Origin of the sequence: Desulfovibrio subterraneus, assembly GCF_013340285.1 — a bacterium.
Lineage (GTDB): Bacteria > Desulfobacterota > Desulfovibrionia > Desulfovibrionales > Desulfovibrionaceae > Halodesulfovibrio > Halodesulfovibrio subterraneus.
In genome coordinates, this window is the sequence record NZ_BLVO01000013.1 from 880,884 (window position 1) to 899,715 (window position 18,832).

Sequence of the window (18,832 nt, forward strand, 5' to 3'; positions counted from 1 at the left end):
AAAAGGTCAAGAGGTAAAGACGCGTCGTTTAACCAAGAAAAACGGGCCCGCAGGTGCGGGCCCGTGATTATTCATGCCTTTCGACGAGAATGGTCTGGATCATCTTGGCGTTGGCAGACTTGATGGAAAAGCGGTAGCCTTCAAGCATGAAGGTTTCTCCCGCCTGCGGAACATGGCCTGCCAGCTCGCTGAGGTAGCCGCCTATGGTTTCCACCTGCTCCGAGGCAAGGCGTATGCCCAGCAAGGGTTCAAGTTCTTCCAGCAGGGCTCTGCCCGAGAGCATGTAGCTTTCATCCTCAAGCTGTCTGATGTCCTCTTCCTTGGGAAGGTCATACTCGTCGTCGATGTCGCCCACGATGATTTCCAGAATATCTTCAATGGTGACAACGCCCGAAGTGCCGCCGTATTCATCTACGGCTATGGCGAAATGGAGTTTGCGGGCCCGGAATTCCTGCAGCAGGTCGCTCACCATCTTCGTTTCGGGCACGAAGAAGGGTTTGCGCATTATGTTTTTGAGAGGAGTTTTGTGCAGGGCAGGATCGTACAGATAACGCAGCACGTCCTTGGCGTAGGCCACGCCGACGATATTGTCGCGATTTCCTTCATAAATGGGAATTCGCGAATGCCCGGATTCGATTATGAGATTGACGACATCGTTGATGGAGGCGCTCAGTTCGATACAATGGATGTCCGTTCTCGGCACCATGATTTCGTCCACCTGAGTCTCGTCAAGGCTCAGTACGTTAAGGAGCATGGAACCTTCAGCTGCCTCAAGCTCGCCTTCTTCGCGGGCTTCGAGAATAGCCTTCTCCACACTGTCTCCGGACTTGTTGTTAAAAATGTTACTGATCAGCGACCAGAGTCGACTGTCCGAACCTCCGTCCAAAACGAGTCTCCTTGTTAAGGTTTTTTGATTAAAGGCCAGTGTTTGTCCTTCTGAATTGTGGGACAATATCTGTCACGCACGCATGACGCAAGCGCAAAGAAACGGGAACGCGTAATTTCTATTCAAGTCCCTTTTCCCGGTACAGTTCCAGATGGCGCCGCATGGCCCAGTTGCCAATTTCATCCACTTCATTACCGCGCAATGGTGGCAGCCAGTAGAGCTCTCCATGGGCGTTTTCCACGGCTTCGGCCCGTTGTATGAACTGCAGGCCGAGGTCCACATCGCGGGTTTCAAAATCCACATAGGGCATCTGCAGACGGCACAGCAGCCAGTAACGGGTTCTGGTGCCGGTCTCCGGCTCCCACAGGTCCAGCAGAATGAAAATTCTGTCGCCTATGTTGAATGAAAGCCCGCATTCCTTGGCATCGTGGCGCTTGATATGCAGCTTGACGCCGCCCGCGGAGATATTGACTAGCCGCACCTGCGCGCGCTTGCCGGGAATGAAGCTGAGAACGGGTTTGCCCCAGTTCTTGAAATTCATGTCATGCTTGGCATCGGCGAGCAGTTTTTCAGGCCACAGAGCAATGCCCATGATGTATTGCTCCGGCGGATCAACACGCAGTGCCGCCCGCTTCTGCTTCATTTCCAGTTTCTCGGGAACGGAGAGGTTGAGATGGCAGATTTCGTTGCCTACGGGCCGTATGCCGATAATGGATGAGGTAAACATGTAGTGCTGGGGTGTACGCTTCTCGTCCTGCATGCGGAAGTAGCAGTCTACGGTTTTGCCGAGCCAGTTGCTGCTGATGTTTTTCAGGGAGGAACACTCCATCGTCACAGAGTCCGCTCCCAGGTCATACAGGATGCAGAAGGTGGAGCGACGTTTGTCTGTTTCGGAATGAAACTGGAGCTCCATCTTGCTGCGCTGGTCCATGGCGTTTTTCAGATCGGTTCGTATGGACTGCGGATCAAGTACCCAGCCGTGCGGAACATATACTGCGGAGCGCTTGGAGCGTAGCCACATGATAATGATGATGGCAACCAGCACCGCAACAACAGCCAGCAGGACCATTATGACCTGCATGGAAACCATCTCGCGGGCAGATGTGTCGGTGAAACTGCGACTGATTTCTGAGAAATAGTCTGTGGTCTTGTCCACTGCGGTGATCATGGGAAATCGCACGGTCTTATTTCTTATCCGGATAGGTTATGTGTTTTTCCGGTTGCTTGCCCCTTTTCAGACGGGCGAGCAGTCTGCATGGTTTTCCGTGTACCGCGAAAGGTCTGCCGCAAGGCCGACTATCCATTATATATAAAGAAGAAAATGCCGGTACAGTCAACTACCCGTCACCTGCCACCCGATGGGCAATGGGGGCGGTATAGTGGATAACAGGAACGGAAAACAGAAGCATAAAGCCAGAAAGAAGTATTTTGTTGTTTACAATCAGTATGTTGCCTGGTGTGCGAGACTTTTCCGGAGCTGTTGCGGGCAGCCTGTCTCTTCCGCTGCAGAATTCTCTTTTCGCGCGGCCGTGGCACGCAAAGAAAATTTTGCAGTCCGAGGCAATTTATATTGCAAGAACAGGTCCATATGCAACTGAAAAGCCTGCAGATATGGAGCGTGCAGGCACTGATGTGCTGCAGGGAAAACCGGATTTGGATCAGGCTCTGCGTTCCAGCTTTTTGAGGTGGATTTCAAGGCAGGCAATTGCGGCAGGAGTTATGCCGGATATGCGGGATGCCTGCCCCAGAGTGCGGGGGCGGATGCTGCTCAGCTTTTCCACTGCTTCACGGGTCAGACCGGAGACCTCGCCGTATGCCATGTCTTCGGGCAGCACAGTGTGTTCGGAGCGCGCAAAGCGTTCCACCAGTTCTTCCTGACGGCGCAGGTAACCGGCGTATTTGGTTATCGTTTCCGCTTCGCGCAGAGATTCTTCGGGAAAGCTCGTTATCTCGGGCCAGAAGGGAACCAGATCGGCTATGTGCAACGCCGGTCTGCGCAGCAGGTCTCCCAGGGTTATGGCTTTGCTGGGGGAGGCCTCATTCATGCCTTCAAGAATGGCCCGCGTTTCGGCATCTGGACGGATGCGGCGTTCTTCCAGTTCCGCAAGCAGGGTATCCAGAGCCGCATGTTTTGCGGAGTATTGCGCCCATTGTTCATCCTTCACAAGTCCGAGCTCTCGGCCTATGGCGGTCAGCCGTCTGTCGGCATTGCTTTCGCGCAGCAGCAGGCGGTGCTCGGCGCGGGACGTGAACATGCGGTACGGCTCCTTGGTTCCCTTGGTGACAAGGTCGTCCACCAGCACGGCCATGTATGCCTGGTCGCGGCCGGGAACAAAGGGGGCTCTGCCCGTCAGGGTACAGAAGGCATTGAGCGCTGCCCAGAGGCCCTGCGCCGCGGCTTCTTCATAGCCGGAAGTACCGTTGACCTGTCCAGCCAGATAGAGTCCGGACAGGCATTTGGTTTCCAGCGTGGCGTGCAGCTGGGTCGGATTGGCGTAGTCATATTCAATGGCATAGCCGGGGCGCACGATCTGTGCTTTTTCCAGACCGGGAATGGAGGCGATCATGGCCTTTTGCACATCCAGCGGCAGACTGGTGGGAATGCCGTTAGGGTAGCATTCGGGGCTGTTTGCCCCTTCCGGCTCGACAAAAATCTGATGCCGTCCCTTTTCGGGAAAGCGCGCCACCTTGTCTTCGATGGAAGGGCAGTAGCGTGCGCCCGTGCCTTCAATCACGCCCGTGAACATGGGCGAACGGTCAAACCCTGAGCGAATGGCCGCATGGGTCTGTTCGTTGGTCCATGTGACATGGCAGGGCAACTGCGGCATTTTTGCTTCCGTGGAGCGGAAGCTGAACAGGGGCGGCGGGGTGTCGCCTGTCTGCTCTTCCATGACGGAAAAATCGATGCTGCTTTTCAGCAGACGCGGCGTGGTGCCTGTCTTGAGCCGTCCGAGGGTCAGGCCCACGGACTCAAGGGATTTAGAAAGATTCATGGCGGCAGGATCGCCAAGGCGGCCGCCGGCGAAATTGGTGAGCCCCACATGGATGAGCCCGCGCATGAAGGTGCCTGCCGTGATGATGACGGTGCTGGCGCGGAAGGTCTGCTGAAGGCGGGTACGAACACCGGCGCAGCGGCCGTTTTCCACCAGAATCTCTTCAGCGGTGTCCTGCCAGACCCACAGTGTTTCCTGCGCATAGATGTCACGCTTGACCACACGCATGTATTCGTCGCGGTCAATCTGGGCGCGGGTGGCGTGCACTGCGGGGCCCTTGCTGGTGTTCAGCGTGCGGAACTGTATGCCTGCCTGATCGGCCCACAGACCCATCATGCCGCCAAGTGCGTCAATTTCGCGGACCATATGTCCTTTGGCAAGCCCGCCGATGGCAGGATTGCAGGAAAGGGCGCCGATATGATCGGCGTTTATGGTCATGAGCATGGTGTTCAGGCCAAGGTTGCTTGCCGCCATGGCGGCTTCGCATCCGGCATGGCCGGCACCTACGACGATGACGTCAAAAACTTCCGGGGGCAGGGACTTCAGCATGGGCGTTAGGGGTGCTCCGGAGCACAAAGTGCCCCGGAGCTGGTAGTCGTGAATGTTGTTGACCTACTTGTCGAAAAGCAGGCGGGTCATCACCTTGGCATCATTGATGTTGATGGAGATGAGTGATTTTTCGTCAGGCTGGTGGGCATTGCCGCTCAGGGTGCTCCAGCAGGCCACTTCAAGACCGTGAACACGCATGTGTGCGGCAACTGTGCCTCCGCCTATGCCCATGGGGCGAGCCTCTACGTTGTAGACTTCGCGGATGGCCACGGCAAGGCGCTTTACCACATCACAGTCGGCCGGAGTGGCATCGGTGGACTGGTTGGCCTGAACATCGTCAAGGCTGATGGAAACACCTCTGAAAGCTTCCACTTCATCAGCCAGCTTACGGATGGCGGCACGCACGTCTGCAAGGTCGTAACCGGGCAGCACGCGGCAGTCGATGTAGAAGACATCAAGACCGGGAACCGTGTTCACGTTCTCGACGTTCAGTTCCTTCTTGGTGGGAGTGAAGGTGGAAATATTGGGCTCGAACAGTTCGTCCACGCGGGGGAAGGTGTCGTGCAGGCTGCGCACCTTGAGAATCATCTCTGCTGCGGCTTCGAGCGAGTTGATGCCGAGGGCGGGGCGGGATGCATGGCACTGCTTGCCGCGCACGGTCACCTTGAGCCAGAGAATGGATTTTTCCGCCACCTCGATCATGGAGCCGTCTGCATTGCCCACGTCGGGTACCACGATCAGGTCGTCCTTGGCAAAGAGTTCGGGCTTGGTCTGCATGATGTAGTCAAGGCCGTATTTGCTGCCGGTTTCTTCATCGGCCACAAGAATGAGGCCCAGCGTGAAGTCGGGCGTAACGCCTTGTGCCACAAGGGCCTTGGCGGTGAGCAGGGATGAAACTATGCCCTGCTGGTTGTCTTCCACACCACGTCCGCAGAGAACGTCGCCGTCTACCTGCACCTGCCAGGGATCATTGGTCCACAGGGCCAGATCGCCGGTGGGTACGACGTCAGTATGGGCAAGCAGCCACACGGTTCTGGAGCTTTTGCCGGGAACGCGGGCGATGAGCGTGGGGCGGTAACCGCAGGGAACGCGATCGTCAGGGGCGCGAACTTCTTCAACATCAGTGATGCCGTTGGCCGCAAGCCACCCTTTGAGATATTCGGCCTTTTCAATTTCCCCGATGCCGCCTGCGGAAGGGCAGAGGGCAGGGCGGGCCGTCATTTGCGTCTGCAGTTCGATGACAAGATCGCGCTGGTTGTCGAGAAAGGTGTAGAGTTGTTCCAGCATGACTATGCTCCGGTGATGATGGTTGGCGGGCACAGGAGGCTTTCCATACCATTCTGCACGGCTGGGAACGTGTGCCGTGTGCTGTGAAGAGGCGGCTCCACTGCCCGAAGATCGTTCGGCCGATGATCAAAGGGAAAGAAAAAACGGGAAGGCTGCCGAAGCGCACCTTCCCGTTTGTCGGCTGTGAAAGAAGAGCCTAGCGGCCCTTGGCAGCGCGCTTGGATGCCTTGAGGGGGTTGATCTTGACCTTGCCGGTCTTGTCAACGCTGGCCTTAACGTGGGTGGCGAAGTTGCAAACGCCGAGGGCCCACTTGCTCTGGGGCTGAGCATAGCTGCCGCAGTAGTTCTGACCTTCAAACTGCTTGCTACGTTCGCAGCCCTCGCACTTCTCAACTACGGGCTGGCAGATGACGCCGTTGTAGAGCATCCCCTCTGCGGTCATGACTGCACCTTCAAATACTGCACTCATTGTATCGTCCTCCTGGATCGCGCGGGCTGCGCGCGAATATTGTTCTTGAAAGCAGGGATCAATTATATAGATCCCGGCAAAAGTCAACATAAAAGTGTCTGTTCCAATCGAATCTCTAGATTTTATACATAAAGCCGTCAACTGTCGAGTATGATGCGCATTTCAAAGCCCGCACAGGCGCCAGCGTGTGCCTCGCCCGTGATGTCGCCCGTGATGTCGCCCATGATGTCGCTAGACCAGCTTGCTGCGCACCCAGTCCCGAACAGCACGAATTTCCGCTACAAGAGCGGGGTAGTCTATCCGAAGATATGTACCATCATTATATAATACCTCGCCTGAAACCATGGTCATGCGTACTTCGGCTCCCGTGGCAGCATACACCGCATGAGAAACGGGATTGTGGAGGGGGAGCAGGTTGGGGGCATTCAGGTCGAGCGCGATCATGTCTGCCTTCATTCCCGGTGCAATGCTGCCGATATCCTGCCTGTGCATGGCGGCTGCACCGCCGAGGGTGGCCATGTCCAGAACGGACTGAGCGGGTGCGCATGTAGGGTCCATGCTGTGCACCTTGTGCAACAGCGCGCAGGAGGTCATCTCCGTGAACATGTTCAGGGCGTTGTTCGAGGCGGCTCCGTCCGTGCCGAGGCTGACCCTTACTCCTTTTTCAAGCATGTAGGGTATGTTCGCAATGCCGGAGGCAAGCTTCATGTTGCTTTCAGGATTGTGGGCAACCACGGTGCCGGTTTCCGCCAGCAGGTCGATTTCGGCTTCTGTCAGGTCCACTGCGTGTGCGATGGTGGTGCGGGGGGAAAGAAGGCCGAGATCATGGGCATACGGCACTGGCCGCTTGCCGAATGCCTTGAGGCACTGCTCGGTTTCCGTCGGAGTTTCCCCGAGATGGATGTTGATGGGAAGATCAAGTTCTTCGGCAAGCTCGCGGCAGCGGGTGAGTATTGCCGGTGTGGTGGTATAGACTGCATGAGGCATGACGGATTGGGAGATGCGCGGATGGTTCTTCCACTTGGCGTGCAGCTCTTTCACTATCTCGAATCCACGGTCGGTGTTCGGGTAGGCGGGGGAGGGGAACATGAAAATGCCCTCGCCGCCGAGAATGCGCAGTCCGGCTTTGTCCACAGCTGAATAGGTGGCGTCTTCCAGAAGGTACATGTCGCAGAATGAGGTGGTGCCGAGCCGTGTCATCTCCGCACAGGCGAGCAGGGCACCGAGTTCAACGAAATCCCTGTTCAGATGCTGTTCCACAGGAAAGATGTGCTTGGTGAGCCATTCCATCAGGGGCAGGTCATCCGCAACGCCTCTGAGCAGAGTCATGGCCGCATGGGTATGCGCATTGACGAGACCGGGCATGACCAGCACGTTGCCGAGATCGAGCGTGTTAACCGGCTGGTAGCGGTTGCTGATTTCTTCCCAGCTTCCGACGTCGGTAATGGTGTCGCCCGTTATGGCTATGCCGCCCTGTTCAATGACGGTTCTGAGAGGATTCTGCGTGAGAATCTGGTCGGCTCTGACGAGAAGGTCGCACACCGTTGTCATGCGCAGGTCTCCGTGGGGTTCGTTGAGTGTGAGTGGGGCAATGCCGATTGTGCTGTGGCGGCAATCAAAATATGGTATCGTCGCCGCAGGCGCAAGCCAATTGCGATGCGTAATATGATGCTGCAGCTGCAGGCACATCATTAATAATTGGAGGAAGGATGAAAACGGGTTGTTTGTTGATACATGGTTGGGCCGGAGCCCCTTTTGAGATGGAGCCGCTTGTTCATCCTCTTGAGGTTTTCGGGTGCGTGGTGAGCAATTGTACGCTCCCCGGACATGGGACGACCTTTGATGATTTTTGCACTACATGGTTTGAAGACTGGGCCGCAGGTGCCGAGCAGGCATATGAAGAGCTTGCACAGCGCGTGGACAGGGTTGTGGTGATAGGGCTTTCCATGGGCGGAACACTCGCGCTGCACCTGGCGTCGAAGTACCCCGTTGCCGGTGTGGTGACAATGGCTTCGCCAGTTTACGTATATAAGTTGTTTCCCCCGCAGATGAAGGATTGGCGGTTGCCGTTTGTCGGTCTTCTGCGGCATGTGCGCCCCATATGGCCGGGAAGCCCCAGAAGGGCGGAGGCGAATGAAATTGCCCCCTGGGAGGGGTATGACGGAGTAACAAGCCTTCCGCAGCTGTGGAGCCTCATGGAAGGCGTGAAGAAAGCGGGACGTACTCTGGACCGCGTGACGGCCCCCTTGCTGGCCATGCATTGCCCGACAGACAGGACCGCGCCATCGGGTAACGTGTGGGAGATAATGCGCAAGGTTTCGTCAAAATACAGGAGAATGGAGCTGATTCCCATCGAAGAGACAGTTACAGCGCACCATATGCTGACAACTCACAGGGAAACGAGAGAGCGCGTTTGCGGACTTATTCAAGACTTTCTGGTCAAAACAGTTGGTTTGTAGACAAAATTGTAAACGAGTGGACGCACAGTTTTTTGTGACAATTTCGTCATATTATATATTAACATGCTGTATTTAAAAAATATAAGAACGATTTTCGAGCGAGGTGACAAGATGGCCACATGTGCTTGTTGACAATTTTAGTATTTTCACGCTAATTCGTACTTCCGTTCAATGAGAAATGCCCTCAAAGCGTTTTTTCGCTTTTTTTATCAAAATTGTTAGCGGGTCCGGATGGACGGGGTGAGGGGATCCGACCGCCCGCTCTCTGCGCAAAGCGAGGAGACTGTCTTGCTTTTCAAGCCGATCAGCCAGAATTTTAATGATTTCGTCATAGACCGGGACAAGGAACGCTGCATCAACTGCGAAGTCTGTGTGCGCCAGTGTTCCTATGAAGCCCATTTCTGGGATGATGCCCGTCAGTGTGTGAACCACGACAACACCAAGTGTGTCGGCTGCCACAGATGCGAAGCGCTTTGTCCCACGGGCTGTCTCACCATCAAGAAAAACCCTGCCGATTTCCGCGATAACGCTCTGTGGACCCCCACGTACATGAAGTATCTGTACAAGCAGGGCGACACCGGCGGTATTCTGCTTTCCGGCATGGGCAGCCCCAGTGCAAAGCCCATCTACTGGGACAACCTCCAGCTTGATGCCAGCCAGGTGACCAACCCCTCCATCGACCCGCTGCGCGAGCCTATGGAACTGCGTACCTACCTCGGTTCCAAGCCGGACAATGTGGAAGTGGAGCAGACCCCCGACGGTCCCAAGCTGAAGACCAAGATCGGTCCGCAGGTGAAGCTGGAATATCCCATGATGTTCTCGGCCATGTCCTTCGGGTCCATCAACTTCAACCTGCACAAGGCCATGGCCATGGCGGCCACCGAGCTCGGCATTGTCTACAATACCGGTGAAGGCGGCCTGCATCCTACCTTGTACAAGTACGGGGCTAACACCATCGTACAGGTTGCTTCCGGCCGTTTCGGCGTGCACAAGGACTACCTGAATGCCGGTGCCGCCATCGAAATCAAGGTCGGTCAGGGCGCAAAGCCCGGTATCGGCGGCCATCTGCCCGGCGAGAAGATTGACGAAGAAGTCTCCAAGACCCGCATGGTTCCTGTGGGCTCCGACGCCATATCGCCTGCCCCGCACCACGATATTTATTCCATTGAAGACCTGCTGCAGCTCATCTATGCGCTGAAGGAAGCAACCGAATACCGCGTTCCCGTATCCGTGAAGATTGCAGCCGTGCACAACGCACCTGCCATTGCTTCCGGTATCGTGCGCGCCGGTGCCGACATCGTCGTTATCGACGGTTTCCGCGGCGGCACGGGGGCTGCTCCCACCATGATCCGCGACAACGTGGGCATTCCGGTGGAACTGGCTCTTGCTCAGGTTGACAACCGCCTGCGTGATGAAGGCATCCGCAACTGGGCCTCTCTGGTTGTTGCCGGCGGCACCCGCTGTTCCGCCGACGTCATCAAGGCCATCGCCCTTGGTGCAGACGCCGTGTACATCGCCACAGCGGCGCTGGTCGCCGTGGGTTGCACGCTCTGCGGCCGTTGCTACACCGGCAAGTGTCCCTGGGGTATCGCCACGAACGAAGCGCGCCTCAAGAAGCGCCAGAATCCTGAAATCGCCGCCAAGCGCCTGACCAACCTTGTCAGGGCATGGGGACACGAAATTCAGGAAATGCTGGGCGGCATGGGCCTCAACTCCATCGAAAGCCTGCGCGGCAACCGCGACAAGCTTCGTGGCATCGGCCTTAACGAAGTCGAACTTGACATCCTTGGTGTCAAGCACGCCGGGAGGTAGGCAATGCGCAGAGTCTATCCCAACAAGGATTTCTGCATCGGATGCCATATTTGCGAACTGGCCTGTCTGACAGCTCATTCCGAGAGCAAGGACCTTATCATCGCCGTGCGCGAGGAACAGGCTTCCGGCCTGCGCCCCTGCAAGGCTGTGTATGAAAAGGGCCCCGTCTGCGTCTCACTGAGCTGCCGACACTGTGAGAACCCCAGCTGTGTAACGGCGTGCATTTCCGGTGCGCTCTACAAGGACGAAGAAAGCGGTAAGACCAAGTATGACGAGAGCCAGTGCGTGGGCTGCTGGTCGTGCCTGATGGCTTGTCCCTTCGGGGCTATCCGCCGCAATCCGTCCAAGGGGAAGATCATCAAGTGTGACCTGTGTGAAGGAAGGGACAAGCCCGCCTGTGTAGAGGCCTGCCCCAATGCCGCACTGAGCTACGAAGATCGTTAGCAACAAGCATCCGGGAGAATACCATGACCTATGTCATCGTAGGCAACGGCGTAGCCTCCGTTGGTGCCATTGAAGGCATCCGGAAGCTGGATAAAGAGGGCAATATTGTGGTGGTGAGCGAAGAAAACACCCCCACCTACGGCCGTCCCCTCATTTCCTATTTCCTCGCAGGCAAGATCGGGCTGGATCGCATGAGCCTCCGTCCCGACGGATATTATGAAAAGAACAACGTGGAACTCAAACTTGGTTCCCGCGTTGTCGGCCTTGATACCGGTTCGAAGACTCTGGCACTGTCCAATGGCGAGAGCGTTTCGTACGACAAGCTTCTTCTTGCTACCGGTGGTGTTCCTTTCATGCCCCCCATCAAGGGGCTCGAAGGCCCGGGCATTTACAACTTTACCACCCTTGCCCATGCGGAAATACTGCTCGATATCGCGCAGAATATCCGCAACGTAGTGGTTATCGGTGGTGGACTTATCGGCCTCAAGGCTGCTGAAGGCCTGTTTGATAACGGTTTGAAAGTAACCATTGTTGAACTTGGCCCCCGCGTTCTTTCCGCCGCTTTTGATGATGTGGCGGGCAAGATGGTTTCCCGCCGGCTCGAAACGGAAGGGCTCGGCATCCGTTGCGGCAGCACGGTGGAAGAAGTGCTTCGCGGCCCCAGCGGCGGCATTAACGGCGTGCGTCTGGCCAGCGGCGAAGTAATCGCCTGCGAAGCCGTGGTTGTGGCCATCGGTGTTGTTCCGAGCCTCACTCCCGCGAAGGAAGCCGGACTCAACATTCGTCGCGGCATCAAGGTGGACGAGTTTCTGCACACCAGTGCCGAAGACATTTACGCAGCAGGCGACGTTGCCGAAGCCTACGACATGATCACCGATGACGTGCGGGTAACCCCCATCTGGCCCAACGCTTACAGCCAGGGCTACTATGCGGGTATGAACATGACCGGCAAAAAGCACGAAAAGCATCCCGGCGGACTGGCCATGAACGCCATCTCCTTCTACGGGCTGCCCACAGCTTCTCTCGGTATGGTCAACCCCGCACCGGAAGAAGACTGCGAAATCTGCACCTATGCGGATGAAGAGAAGCAGACCTATCGCAAGCTGGTTTTCCGCAATGACAGGCTTGTCGGATATGTGCTGGTCGGCGACATCGACTTTGCAGGGCTGTATACCGGTTTTGTCCGTTTCCAGCTGCCCCTGAGCGATGAGATCAAGCAGGAACTCAAGGACGGACGGCCCTCTGCGCTGCTCTGGCCCGAACACGATTTCGAGACGAGATGGACCCCCGACCACGAGTAGGGCAGACCATCATCGGAGAAGATATATGAAGGCTCCCAGCAATTTCTGGCATTTTGACAAGGATATTTCCGGGTGCGGTGTCTTCGGTGTCATTGACAAGAAGAAGAACCTCATATCCGGCTCCATGCCCATCAGCGCCATGTGCACCATGCACGACCGCGGCAACGGGCTGGGTGGCGGTTTTGCCGCATACGGCATCTACCCCGACCACAAGGACGAGTACGCATTTCACCTGATGTGCGACGACAAGGCCGCTCTGGACAGGGCTGAGGAAATCATAAAGGAATACTTTGAGATTTCCGTTTCCGAGCCCATTCCCACCCGCAAGGTGCTCAGCATCAAGAATCCGCCCGTAATGTGGCGCTTCTTCGTTACGCCCAAGGTCCGTCGCCCCAAGTGGGAAGGCCTGACAGAGCAGGATTACATCGTAAACGTGGTTATGCTCATCAACCGCAGGGGCGGCGCATTCGTCTTCTCCAGCGGCAAGAACATGGGTGCGTTCAAGGGTGTGGGTTTTCCCGAAGATATCGCCGATTTCTTCCGTCTGGAGGAATACAGCGCCTACATCTGGACCGGCCACAACCGTTTTCCCACCAACACTCCCGGCTGGTGGGGCGGGGCGCATCCGTTCACGATTCTGGACTGGGCCATTGTGCACAACGGCGAAATCTCTTCGTACGGTATCAACCGCCGTTACCTCTGTCAGCATGACTATGAATGCACCATGATGACGGATACTGAAGTTGTGGCGTATCTGCTCGATCTGCTTATGCGTAAGCACGGTCTCTCATACGAAATGGTGAGCAAGGTTTTTGCTCCGCCTTTCTGGGACGAGATTGACCGCATGGAACCTGAAGAACGCAAGCTGTATGAAACCCTGCGCATGGTATACGGACCGGCCTGCCTGAATGGACCTTTCGCCATTCTCGTAACCGATGCCAACACCATGATGGGCCTGAACGACCGTGTTAAGCTTCGTCCTCTGGTTATTGCCGAAAAGGACAGCATGGTGTTCATGTCCAGCGAGGAAAGCTCCATCCGCGAAGTTTGTCCCGATCTCGACCGAGTTTGGGCGCCCAAGGCCGGTGAACCCGTTATTGTGAAAGTGGAGGCGTAACCATGGGCAAGAAGGTCACTCTGGACGCCAACGGCGTTTATTACAGACAGCTTAACGAGCAGATTCGCGAGGCGGTTCGCAATGGTGCCGATGAGATTGAGTTGCTCAACGTGCGCGGACAGCGCTATATCGGCAACGCCATTGACAAGCCCGTCCGCTTCACGGTGAACGGTGTTCCGGGTCAGGATATGGCGGCTTTCATGCGCGGAGCCTTTATCCGTGTGGAAGGCAATGCACAGGACGGCGTGGCCAACACCATGGACGACGGGCAGATTGAAATTAACGGTATGGCCGGAGACGTGCTCGGCTACGGCATGCGTGGCGGCCGGGTCATGGTGAAGCAGGATGTGGGCTACCGCGTGGGCATTCACATGAAGGCCTACATGGACAAGTCTCCCGTCATTGTCGCAGGCGGCAAGGCCGGTGACTTTCTTGGTGAATACATGGCGGGTGGGGCGATCATCCTGCTCGGCATGGACTCCACCATGCCCGTGGAGACGCCCATTACCGGACGCAGTCTGGGAACCGGCATGCACGGCGGGGTGATTTATATCCGCGGTGATGTTCCGGAATATCAGCTCGGACCCGGTCTGAGCTTCCATCCTCTGGAAGATGAAGACATCGCCTTTATCCGCAAGCATGTGGAAGACTGGGCCAGCGCTTTCGGCAAGGATGCCGATGAAGTCATGGCAGGAACCTTCCGCAAGGTGCAGCCTTTCTCCAAGCGTCCCTACGGCAATATGTACGTGGGTACCAACTAGGATTTTGACGGATATCAGCAAAGTATTCGGGCCCTCCGAAAGGAGGGCCTTTTATTTTGCGCCTGCCGGATATGGAACCGCAGGCCGTGCCAATATATAATGATGGGGTTTGCGATTCTGTCTGACAGAAATTGCAGCGCTCCGGGCTGCAACCCGCCCCGGCTGTGCCGTGCGCGCCTTCGGTACCCTTTCCGTTGTGCTCGAAAACGGTTGCATGTTTTCGTCCTAAAAGGTACTTCTTGCAGGTTTTCAACCAGTTTTCATTTCATGATCACCCCATAAGGAGCAAATCATGTCGTTTATCAACACCGCTTGGGCCATGGGCAATGTCGGTCAGGCTTCCGGACAGGGCGGGGGAATCGCCGCTTTTGCACCCCTCATCCTCATGTTTGCCATTTTCTACTTCCTTCTCATCCGTCCGCAGCAGAAAAAGGCCAAGGAACACAAGGCCATGCTCGAGGGTCTGAAGAAGGGTGACGCAGTGGTCACCGCCGGCGGCCTGTATGGTACCGTTGTGGAAGCCAAGGAAGAAGTGCTGACTGTAGATCTTGGCACTACCACCGTAAAGGTTGGCCGCCAGTTCGTTTCCGGTCTGGTTTCCGCTCCTGCCCCCAAGGAAAAGAAGAAGGGCAAGGAAGAAAAGCAGGCTGAAAAGCAGGAAAATAAATAAGATAACAGCGGGCGGGGGGGTGCAAAATTGTGCCTCCCGCTTGCCATATACCCCCAAGCAGGCGTAAGACTTGCCCGCTTGGCTGTAACATGCCCGGGCAGTGCCGTACTGCTTTGGGCTTTGCTGTTTGACGGAAGTCAGTATCAGATAGCATTTAGGAGTTAGAATGAAAGAAGGTCTGCGATGGCGAATACTGGTTGCCCTGCTGGTAACCATGCTGGGCCTTGCCTACGCGCTGCCGAGCGTTCCTTTCATAGGGAATTCCGGCTTGCAGAAGGTTTTGCCGAAAGACAAAATTAGTCTTGGCCTCGATCTCATGGGGGGCATTTACCTGACTCTCGGCGTGGATGTGGAAAAAGCCATCGAGAACACCCTTGCCCAGACAGGGCAGGACTTGCGCACCGTTGCCCGCGAAGAGAAAATCAATATTCTTCGTCCCCGCGTCATCGGTAGTGACAAGCTTGAACTTGTTCTCGTCAAGGCGGATCAGAGAGAAGCTCTGAACAAGCTGATTGCCGAAAAATTTTCGCATCTGACCAACGAGGCCCCGGTGGATATGGAAGAGGGCAAGGTACGTTACTCCCTTTCCTACACCAAAGAATATCGCAAGTATCTTGCAGATCTTGCCCTCGATCAGGCTGTTAAGACCATCCGTAACCGAATTGACCAGTTCGGCGTGAGTGAGCCTGATATCCGCAAGCAGCAGGATTACCGTATCCAGGTGCAGCTGCCCGGTTTGAGCGATCCTGAACGTGCGATTCAGATTATCGGCAAGACCGCGCATCTCGAGTTCCGCATGGTCAAGGACGATGCGAATGTAGAGAATGCGAAACGCGGCATCGTGCCCCCCGGCTACGAGGCGCTGCCCATGGTCTCCCGCAATCCTGACGGAACGTACTCTGAAACCGTTCTGGTCGTTGAAAAAGACGCTGCCATGACCGGTGAGTATGTGCAGGATGCCTATGTGAACTTTGACCACTTCAACCAGTCCTACGTCGGCCTTACCTTCAATGCCAGCGGAGCACGACGCTTTGAGCAGATTACCGGCGACCATGCCGGCAGACGCATGGCGATCGTGCTGGACGGAAAGATCCACTCGGCACCCGTGATTCAGGAAAAGATCCGCGGCGGCCGCGCATCCATTTCCGGCCGCTTTACCAAGGAAGAGGCGCATGACCTCGCCATTGTGCTGCGCGCCGGTTCGCTGCCCGCTCCCGTCAATATTCTCGAGGAACGTTCCGTAGGTCCTTCCCTCGGTCAGGAATCCATTGATCAGGGTGTTACCGCAGCTCTCATCGGCGGCGTGCTCGTCATGGTCTTCATGATTGTTTACTACGGTTTTGGCGGTGTGGTGGCCGACATTGTTCTGTGTCTGAACATTGTGCTCATCATGGCCGGTCTTGCCGCATTCGGTGCCACGCTGACCCTGCCCGGTATTGCCGGTATCATTCTTACGCTGGGTATGGCCGTTGACGCCAACGTGCTCATATTTGAACGTATCCGCGAAGAACTGCGAAGAGGCCTCACGCCGCTTGCCGCAATCACCGAGGGCTATAACCGGGCCACGCTGACCATCTTTGACGCCAACATCACAACCCTGATTACGGCTGTCATTCTGTATCAGTTCGGCACCGGGCCCATCCGCGGCTTTGCCGTTACCCTGAGTCTTGGCATTCTTGCTTCCATGTTCACTGCCATCTTCTGTTCCCGCATTCTCTTCGATTTGTGGGCAGGCACCAAGCAGCGAACCAAGCTCAGCATCTAAGGAGTTGATCATATGGGTCTGAGTATCATCAAACCGAATAGCACTATCGACTTCGTAGGGCTGCGTAAGTATACGCTCATCATCTCTCTGCTGGTAATGCTGATTGGTGTGGGATCGCTCATCATGAAGGGCGGCCCCAAGTTCGGCATCGACTTCGCAGGTGGTGTCATGGTGCAGGTGCAGTTCGACAAGGCTGTGGAACCTGACACCCTGAAGGATAGCCTGAAGGAAGCTGACCTGCCCGGCCTTGTGGTGCAGCGCATCGGTATGAAGGGCGACAACGCCTATCTGATCCGCGCTTCCGTTACCGGTGCCAACCCCGAAAACATGCGCGACCTCGTGCAGTCTTCCTTCAGTACACATCTCAAGGACGTGTCCTTCGAGATTCAGCGTCTTGAAATGGTAGGCCCCAAGGTTGGTAACGACCTGCGATCCGCAGCACTGGAAGCCTTGTATTACGCGGTGCTTCTCATCGCCATCTACATATCCGGCCGTTTTGAACAGCGCTGGGTGGTAGCGGGCATCATGGCTGCGGCTCTGGCCACGGCACTGTATGGCCTTGGTGAACTTGGCGTATCCAAGCAGTACCTTGTGATCACCGCCATGGCGCTCACATTGGTGCTGTGCTGGAAGCTGAAGCTCAACTATGCCCTGGGGGCCGTCGTGGCGCTTATCCATGACGTTCTCATCACGGTGGGTATTTTCTCGGTCCTGAATAAGGAATTCGACCTGACCATCGTTGCGGCATTGCTGACTATCGTGGGTTATTCCCTGAACGACACCATCATCGTGTTCGACCGTATCCGTGAAAACATCCGCGGAAGAGTGGCCCCCACGTATGGTGAGGTTGTGAACACGGCCGTGAACCAGACATTGAGCCGTACGCTGCTTACCTCCGGCACGACCCTGCTCGTGGTTGTGGCACTGTTCTTCCTCGGTGGCAGTGTCATTCACGATTTTGCGCTGGCCATGCTCATCGGCATCGGCGTCGGTACGTATTCCTCCATCTTCATTGCCAGCCCGGTACTTCTCGCACTGAGCCCTGAAGAGATTCCTGCAGAGGAACCCAAGAAGGCTCCCATTGTGAAGTCCGAACACGGCGTTGTATAACGTCTGGTGCAAATGAAACGACAAGGGGCGCTCCGGTAACGGAGCGCCCCTTTTGTTTTCAGGTTTTGCGTTTTTTAATTCAACGTGTTAGATGATGTTCATGAGCATACGAAGTGTAACAGATGTCGAAGGGGTCCCGGGCTTTTCCGAAGGCGAAGGCCTGTATTCCGGTATTGAAGATGTGCTCTGGTCCCGCAGGGATGCGATGAAGCTCTTTCGGGCGCTTTTTGAACTCGTTCCCGATGCCTTGGTTCTTGCGGATTCGTCATACCGAATACTGGTTGTGAACACCAACGCCGTTACTCTGTTTGGGATGAGCGAAGAAGCTCTGACCGGAAGCGACTGCCGGCTTCTTGTTTCCGAAGCAGTGACGGAAGAGTTTGCCGATGCCCTGCAAGGCCTTGAGACCGATTCCGTCTGGAGCGGGACCTTGGATGCCTGTGTTGTAGAAGGACCGTCTGTTCCGGTTGAGATTGCCGCACGCAAAGTATCCATTGCCTCTGATGTGCTCTTTCAGATCGTCTTCCACGACATAAGCAGCCACGTGACGCTGGAGCAGGACCTGCAGCGTAAGGATGCCGTGGTGGAAGGGATGAACCTTGCCCTGCGACATGTCATCAGGAGTGTGCACGAAGAACGGCGGGAGATGAAGGACGAACTGGTTCAGCAGGTGAAAGACCAGGTATTGCCCGCGCTGGAACGCATTGCAGATGAAGACAGTTCCGATATGCGCCAGAACTATAAGGCTGTTATTGAAGACCAGCTTGGTGAAATGTCTGACGGTAGTCCCGCTCCGCTCGATAACCTGCTCATACGCTTAACGCCCCGCGAAATGGAAATTTGCCGTCTCATTGCACTTGGTCGCAAGACACGGGAAATTTGCGAACTGCTCCAGATTTCTTTTGAAACCATGCAGACCCATCGCAAGAACATCCGCCGCAAGCTCGGGCTGACAGGGCAGGGGATTTCCCTGTACGTCTTTCTGCAGCAAGGGCAGCAATCCTCCGCCAGGTAGCCTTCTTCTTCGCAGGCATCCGCAGTCTTCTGATCTGTGATTTCGGGTACTCTCTCCGAATCTCAGGTTAGAGTATGCTGCATATTGCTTGAATCGGGTACGACATCTACCCGATCCATACCCTAAATACCCCCTTGCCCCTATTCCATTCCTCTGTGAATATTGCATCGTTAAAGATGTACCAATTCACAGAC

The 18,832-nt window shown here is 55.9% G+C and carries 16 protein-coding genes; 10 read left to right on the forward strand and 6 right to left on the reverse strand.

Annotation, left to right across the window (positions count from 1 at the left end):
• Positions 1–67 precede the first annotated feature (67 nt).
• The 6 genes from HUV30_RS10765 to HUV30_RS10790 form a co-directional block, all read right to left on the reverse strand.
• On the reverse strand, positions 68–886 hold the full coding sequence (locus HUV30_RS10765) for a hemolysin family protein (RefSeq protein WP_174405441.1): 819 nt from the start codon (positions 884–886) through the stop codon (positions 68–70).
• 118 nt (positions 887–1,004) lie between these two features.
• The gene (locus HUV30_RS10770) at positions 1,005–2,066 is read right to left on the reverse strand and encodes a PilZ domain-containing protein (protein WP_174405442.1); all 1,062 of its coding nucleotides are present in this window, start codon (positions 2,064–2,066) and stop codon (positions 1,005–1,007) included.
• A 478-nt stretch (positions 2,067–2,544) separates the two neighbouring features.
• Positions 2,545–4,428, reverse strand: a complete 1,884-nt coding sequence (mnmG, locus tag HUV30_RS10775) for a tRNA uridine-5-carboxymethylaminomethyl(34) synthesis enzyme MnmG (protein ID WP_174405444.1) — start codon at positions 4,426–4,428, stop codon at positions 2,545–2,547.
• A gap of 63 nt (positions 4,429–4,491) precedes the next feature.
• The gene (locus tag HUV30_RS10780) at positions 4,492–5,715 is read right to left on the reverse strand and encodes a M20 family metallo-hydrolase (protein WP_174405445.1); all 1,224 of its coding nucleotides are present in this window, start codon (positions 5,713–5,715) and stop codon (positions 4,492–4,494) included.
• A gap of 196 nt (positions 5,716–5,911) precedes the next feature.
• Positions 5,912–6,184, reverse strand: a complete 273-nt coding sequence (locus HUV30_RS10785; RefSeq protein WP_174405447.1) for a PxxKW family cysteine-rich protein — start codon at positions 6,182–6,184, stop codon at positions 5,912–5,914.
• Positions 6,185–6,415: 231 nt separating this feature from the next.
• Positions 6,416–7,735 carry an amidohydrolase gene (locus HUV30_RS10790; protein ID WP_174405449.1) on the reverse strand — a complete coding sequence of 440 codons (1,320 nt, stop codon included), beginning with the start codon at positions 7,733–7,735 and terminating at the stop codon, positions 6,416–6,418.
• Between the two features lie 158 nt (positions 7,736–7,893).
• On the opposite strand from HUV30_RS10790, the gene HUV30_RS10795 reads away from it, so the two are divergent.
• The 10 genes from HUV30_RS10795 to HUV30_RS10840 all read left to right on the forward strand — a co-directional run bounded on the left by HUV30_RS10795 (position 7,894) and on the right by HUV30_RS10840 (position 18,638).
• The gene (locus HUV30_RS10795) at positions 7,894–8,643 is read left to right on the forward strand and encodes an alpha/beta hydrolase (RefSeq protein WP_174405451.1); all 750 of its coding nucleotides are present in this window, start codon (positions 7,894–7,896) and stop codon (positions 8,641–8,643) included.
• Positions 8,644–8,931: 288 nt separating this feature from the next.
• Positions 8,932–10,455 carry a glutamate synthase-related protein gene (locus tag HUV30_RS10800; RefSeq protein WP_174405453.1) on the forward strand — a complete coding sequence of 508 codons (1,524 nt, stop codon included), beginning with the start codon at positions 8,932–8,934 and terminating at the stop codon, positions 10,453–10,455.
• Positions 10,456–10,458: 3 nt separating this feature from the next.
• Positions 10,459–10,899, forward strand: a complete 441-nt coding sequence (locus tag HUV30_RS10805; RefSeq protein WP_174405455.1) for a 4Fe-4S dicluster domain-containing protein — start codon at positions 10,459–10,461, stop codon at positions 10,897–10,899.
• Positions 10,900–10,922: 23 nt separating this feature from the next.
• Positions 10,923–12,200: an NAD(P)/FAD-dependent oxidoreductase gene (locus HUV30_RS10810; RefSeq protein WP_174405457.1), complete on the forward strand. Its 1,278-nt coding sequence runs from the start codon at positions 10,923–10,925 to the stop codon at positions 12,198–12,200.
• Positions 12,201–12,225: 25 nt separating this feature from the next.
• Positions 12,226–13,317, forward strand: a complete 1,092-nt coding sequence (locus HUV30_RS10815) for a class II glutamine amidotransferase (RefSeq protein ID WP_174405459.1) — start codon at positions 12,226–12,228, stop codon at positions 13,315–13,317.
• Positions 13,318–13,319: 2 nt separating this feature from the next.
• Positions 13,320–14,078 (forward strand): GltB/FmdC/FwdC-like GXGXG domain-containing protein, encoded by a 759-nt coding sequence (locus HUV30_RS10820; RefSeq protein WP_174405461.1) that lies wholly within the window; start codon positions 13,320–13,322, stop codon positions 14,076–14,078.
• Between the two features lie 292 nt (positions 14,079–14,370).
• Positions 14,371–14,748 (forward strand): preprotein translocase subunit YajC, encoded by a 378-nt coding sequence (gene yajC / locus HUV30_RS10825; RefSeq protein WP_174405463.1) that lies wholly within the window; start codon positions 14,371–14,373, stop codon positions 14,746–14,748.
• A gap of 166 nt (positions 14,749–14,914) precedes the next feature.
• A complete protein-coding gene (secD, locus tag HUV30_RS10830) occupies positions 14,915–16,513 on the forward strand; it encodes a protein translocase subunit SecD (RefSeq protein WP_174405465.1) in 1,599 nt (532 codons plus the stop codon).
• Between the two features lie 12 nt (positions 16,514–16,525).
• Positions 16,526–17,623: a protein translocase subunit SecF gene (secF, locus tag HUV30_RS10835; RefSeq protein ID WP_174405467.1), complete on the forward strand. Its 1,098-nt coding sequence runs from the start codon at positions 16,526–16,528 to the stop codon at positions 17,621–17,623.
• Between the two features lie 100 nt (positions 17,624–17,723).
• Positions 17,724–18,638 carry a PAS and helix-turn-helix domain-containing protein gene (locus tag HUV30_RS10840; RefSeq protein WP_174405468.1) on the forward strand — a complete coding sequence of 305 codons (915 nt, stop codon included), beginning with the start codon at positions 17,724–17,726 and terminating at the stop codon, positions 18,636–18,638.
• Positions 18,639–18,832 lie beyond the last annotated feature (194 nt).

Excerpts from the sequence above, each read along its gene's own strand:
- mnmG (WP_174405444.1), bottom strand. The coding sequence starts at position 4,428 with ATGCTGAAGTCCCTGCCCCCGGAAGTTTTTGACGTCATCGTCGTAGGT.
- HUV30_RS10780 (WP_174405445.1), bottom strand. The coding sequence starts at position 5,715 with ATGCTGGAACAACTCTACACCTTTCTCGACAACCAGCGCGATCTTGTC.
- HUV30_RS10785 (WP_174405447.1), bottom strand. The coding sequence starts at position 6,184 with ATGAGTGCAGTATTTGAAGGTGCAGTCATGACCGCAGAGGGGATGCTC.
- HUV30_RS10790 (WP_174405449.1), bottom strand. The coding sequence starts at position 7,735 with ATGACAACGGTGTGCGACCTTCTCGTCAGAGCCGACCAGATTCTCACG.
- HUV30_RS10795 (WP_174405451.1), top strand. The coding sequence starts at position 7,894 with ATGAAAACGGGTTGTTTGTTGATACATGGTTGGGCCGGAGCCCCTTTT.
- HUV30_RS10805 (WP_174405455.1), top strand. The coding sequence starts at position 10,459 with ATGCGCAGAGTCTATCCCAACAAGGATTTCTGCATCGGATGCCATATT.
- HUV30_RS10810 (WP_174405457.1), top strand. The coding sequence starts at position 10,923 with ATGACCTATGTCATCGTAGGCAACGGCGTAGCCTCCGTTGGTGCCATT.
- HUV30_RS10815 (WP_174405459.1), top strand. The coding sequence starts at position 12,226 with ATGAAGGCTCCCAGCAATTTCTGGCATTTTGACAAGGATATTTCCGGG.
- HUV30_RS10820 (WP_174405461.1), top strand. The coding sequence starts at position 13,320 with ATGGGCAAGAAGGTCACTCTGGACGCCAACGGCGTTTATTACAGACAG.
- yajC (WP_174405463.1), top strand. The coding sequence starts at position 14,371 with ATGTCGTTTATCAACACCGCTTGGGCCATGGGCAATGTCGGTCAGGCT.
- secD (WP_174405465.1), top strand. The coding sequence starts at position 14,915 with ATGAAAGAAGGTCTGCGATGGCGAATACTGGTTGCCCTGCTGGTAACC.
- secF (WP_174405467.1), top strand. The coding sequence starts at position 16,526 with ATGGGTCTGAGTATCATCAAACCGAATAGCACTATCGACTTCGTAGGG.
- HUV30_RS10840 (WP_174405468.1), top strand. The coding sequence starts at position 17,724 with ATGAGCATACGAAGTGTAACAGATGTCGAAGGGGTCCCGGGCTTTTCC.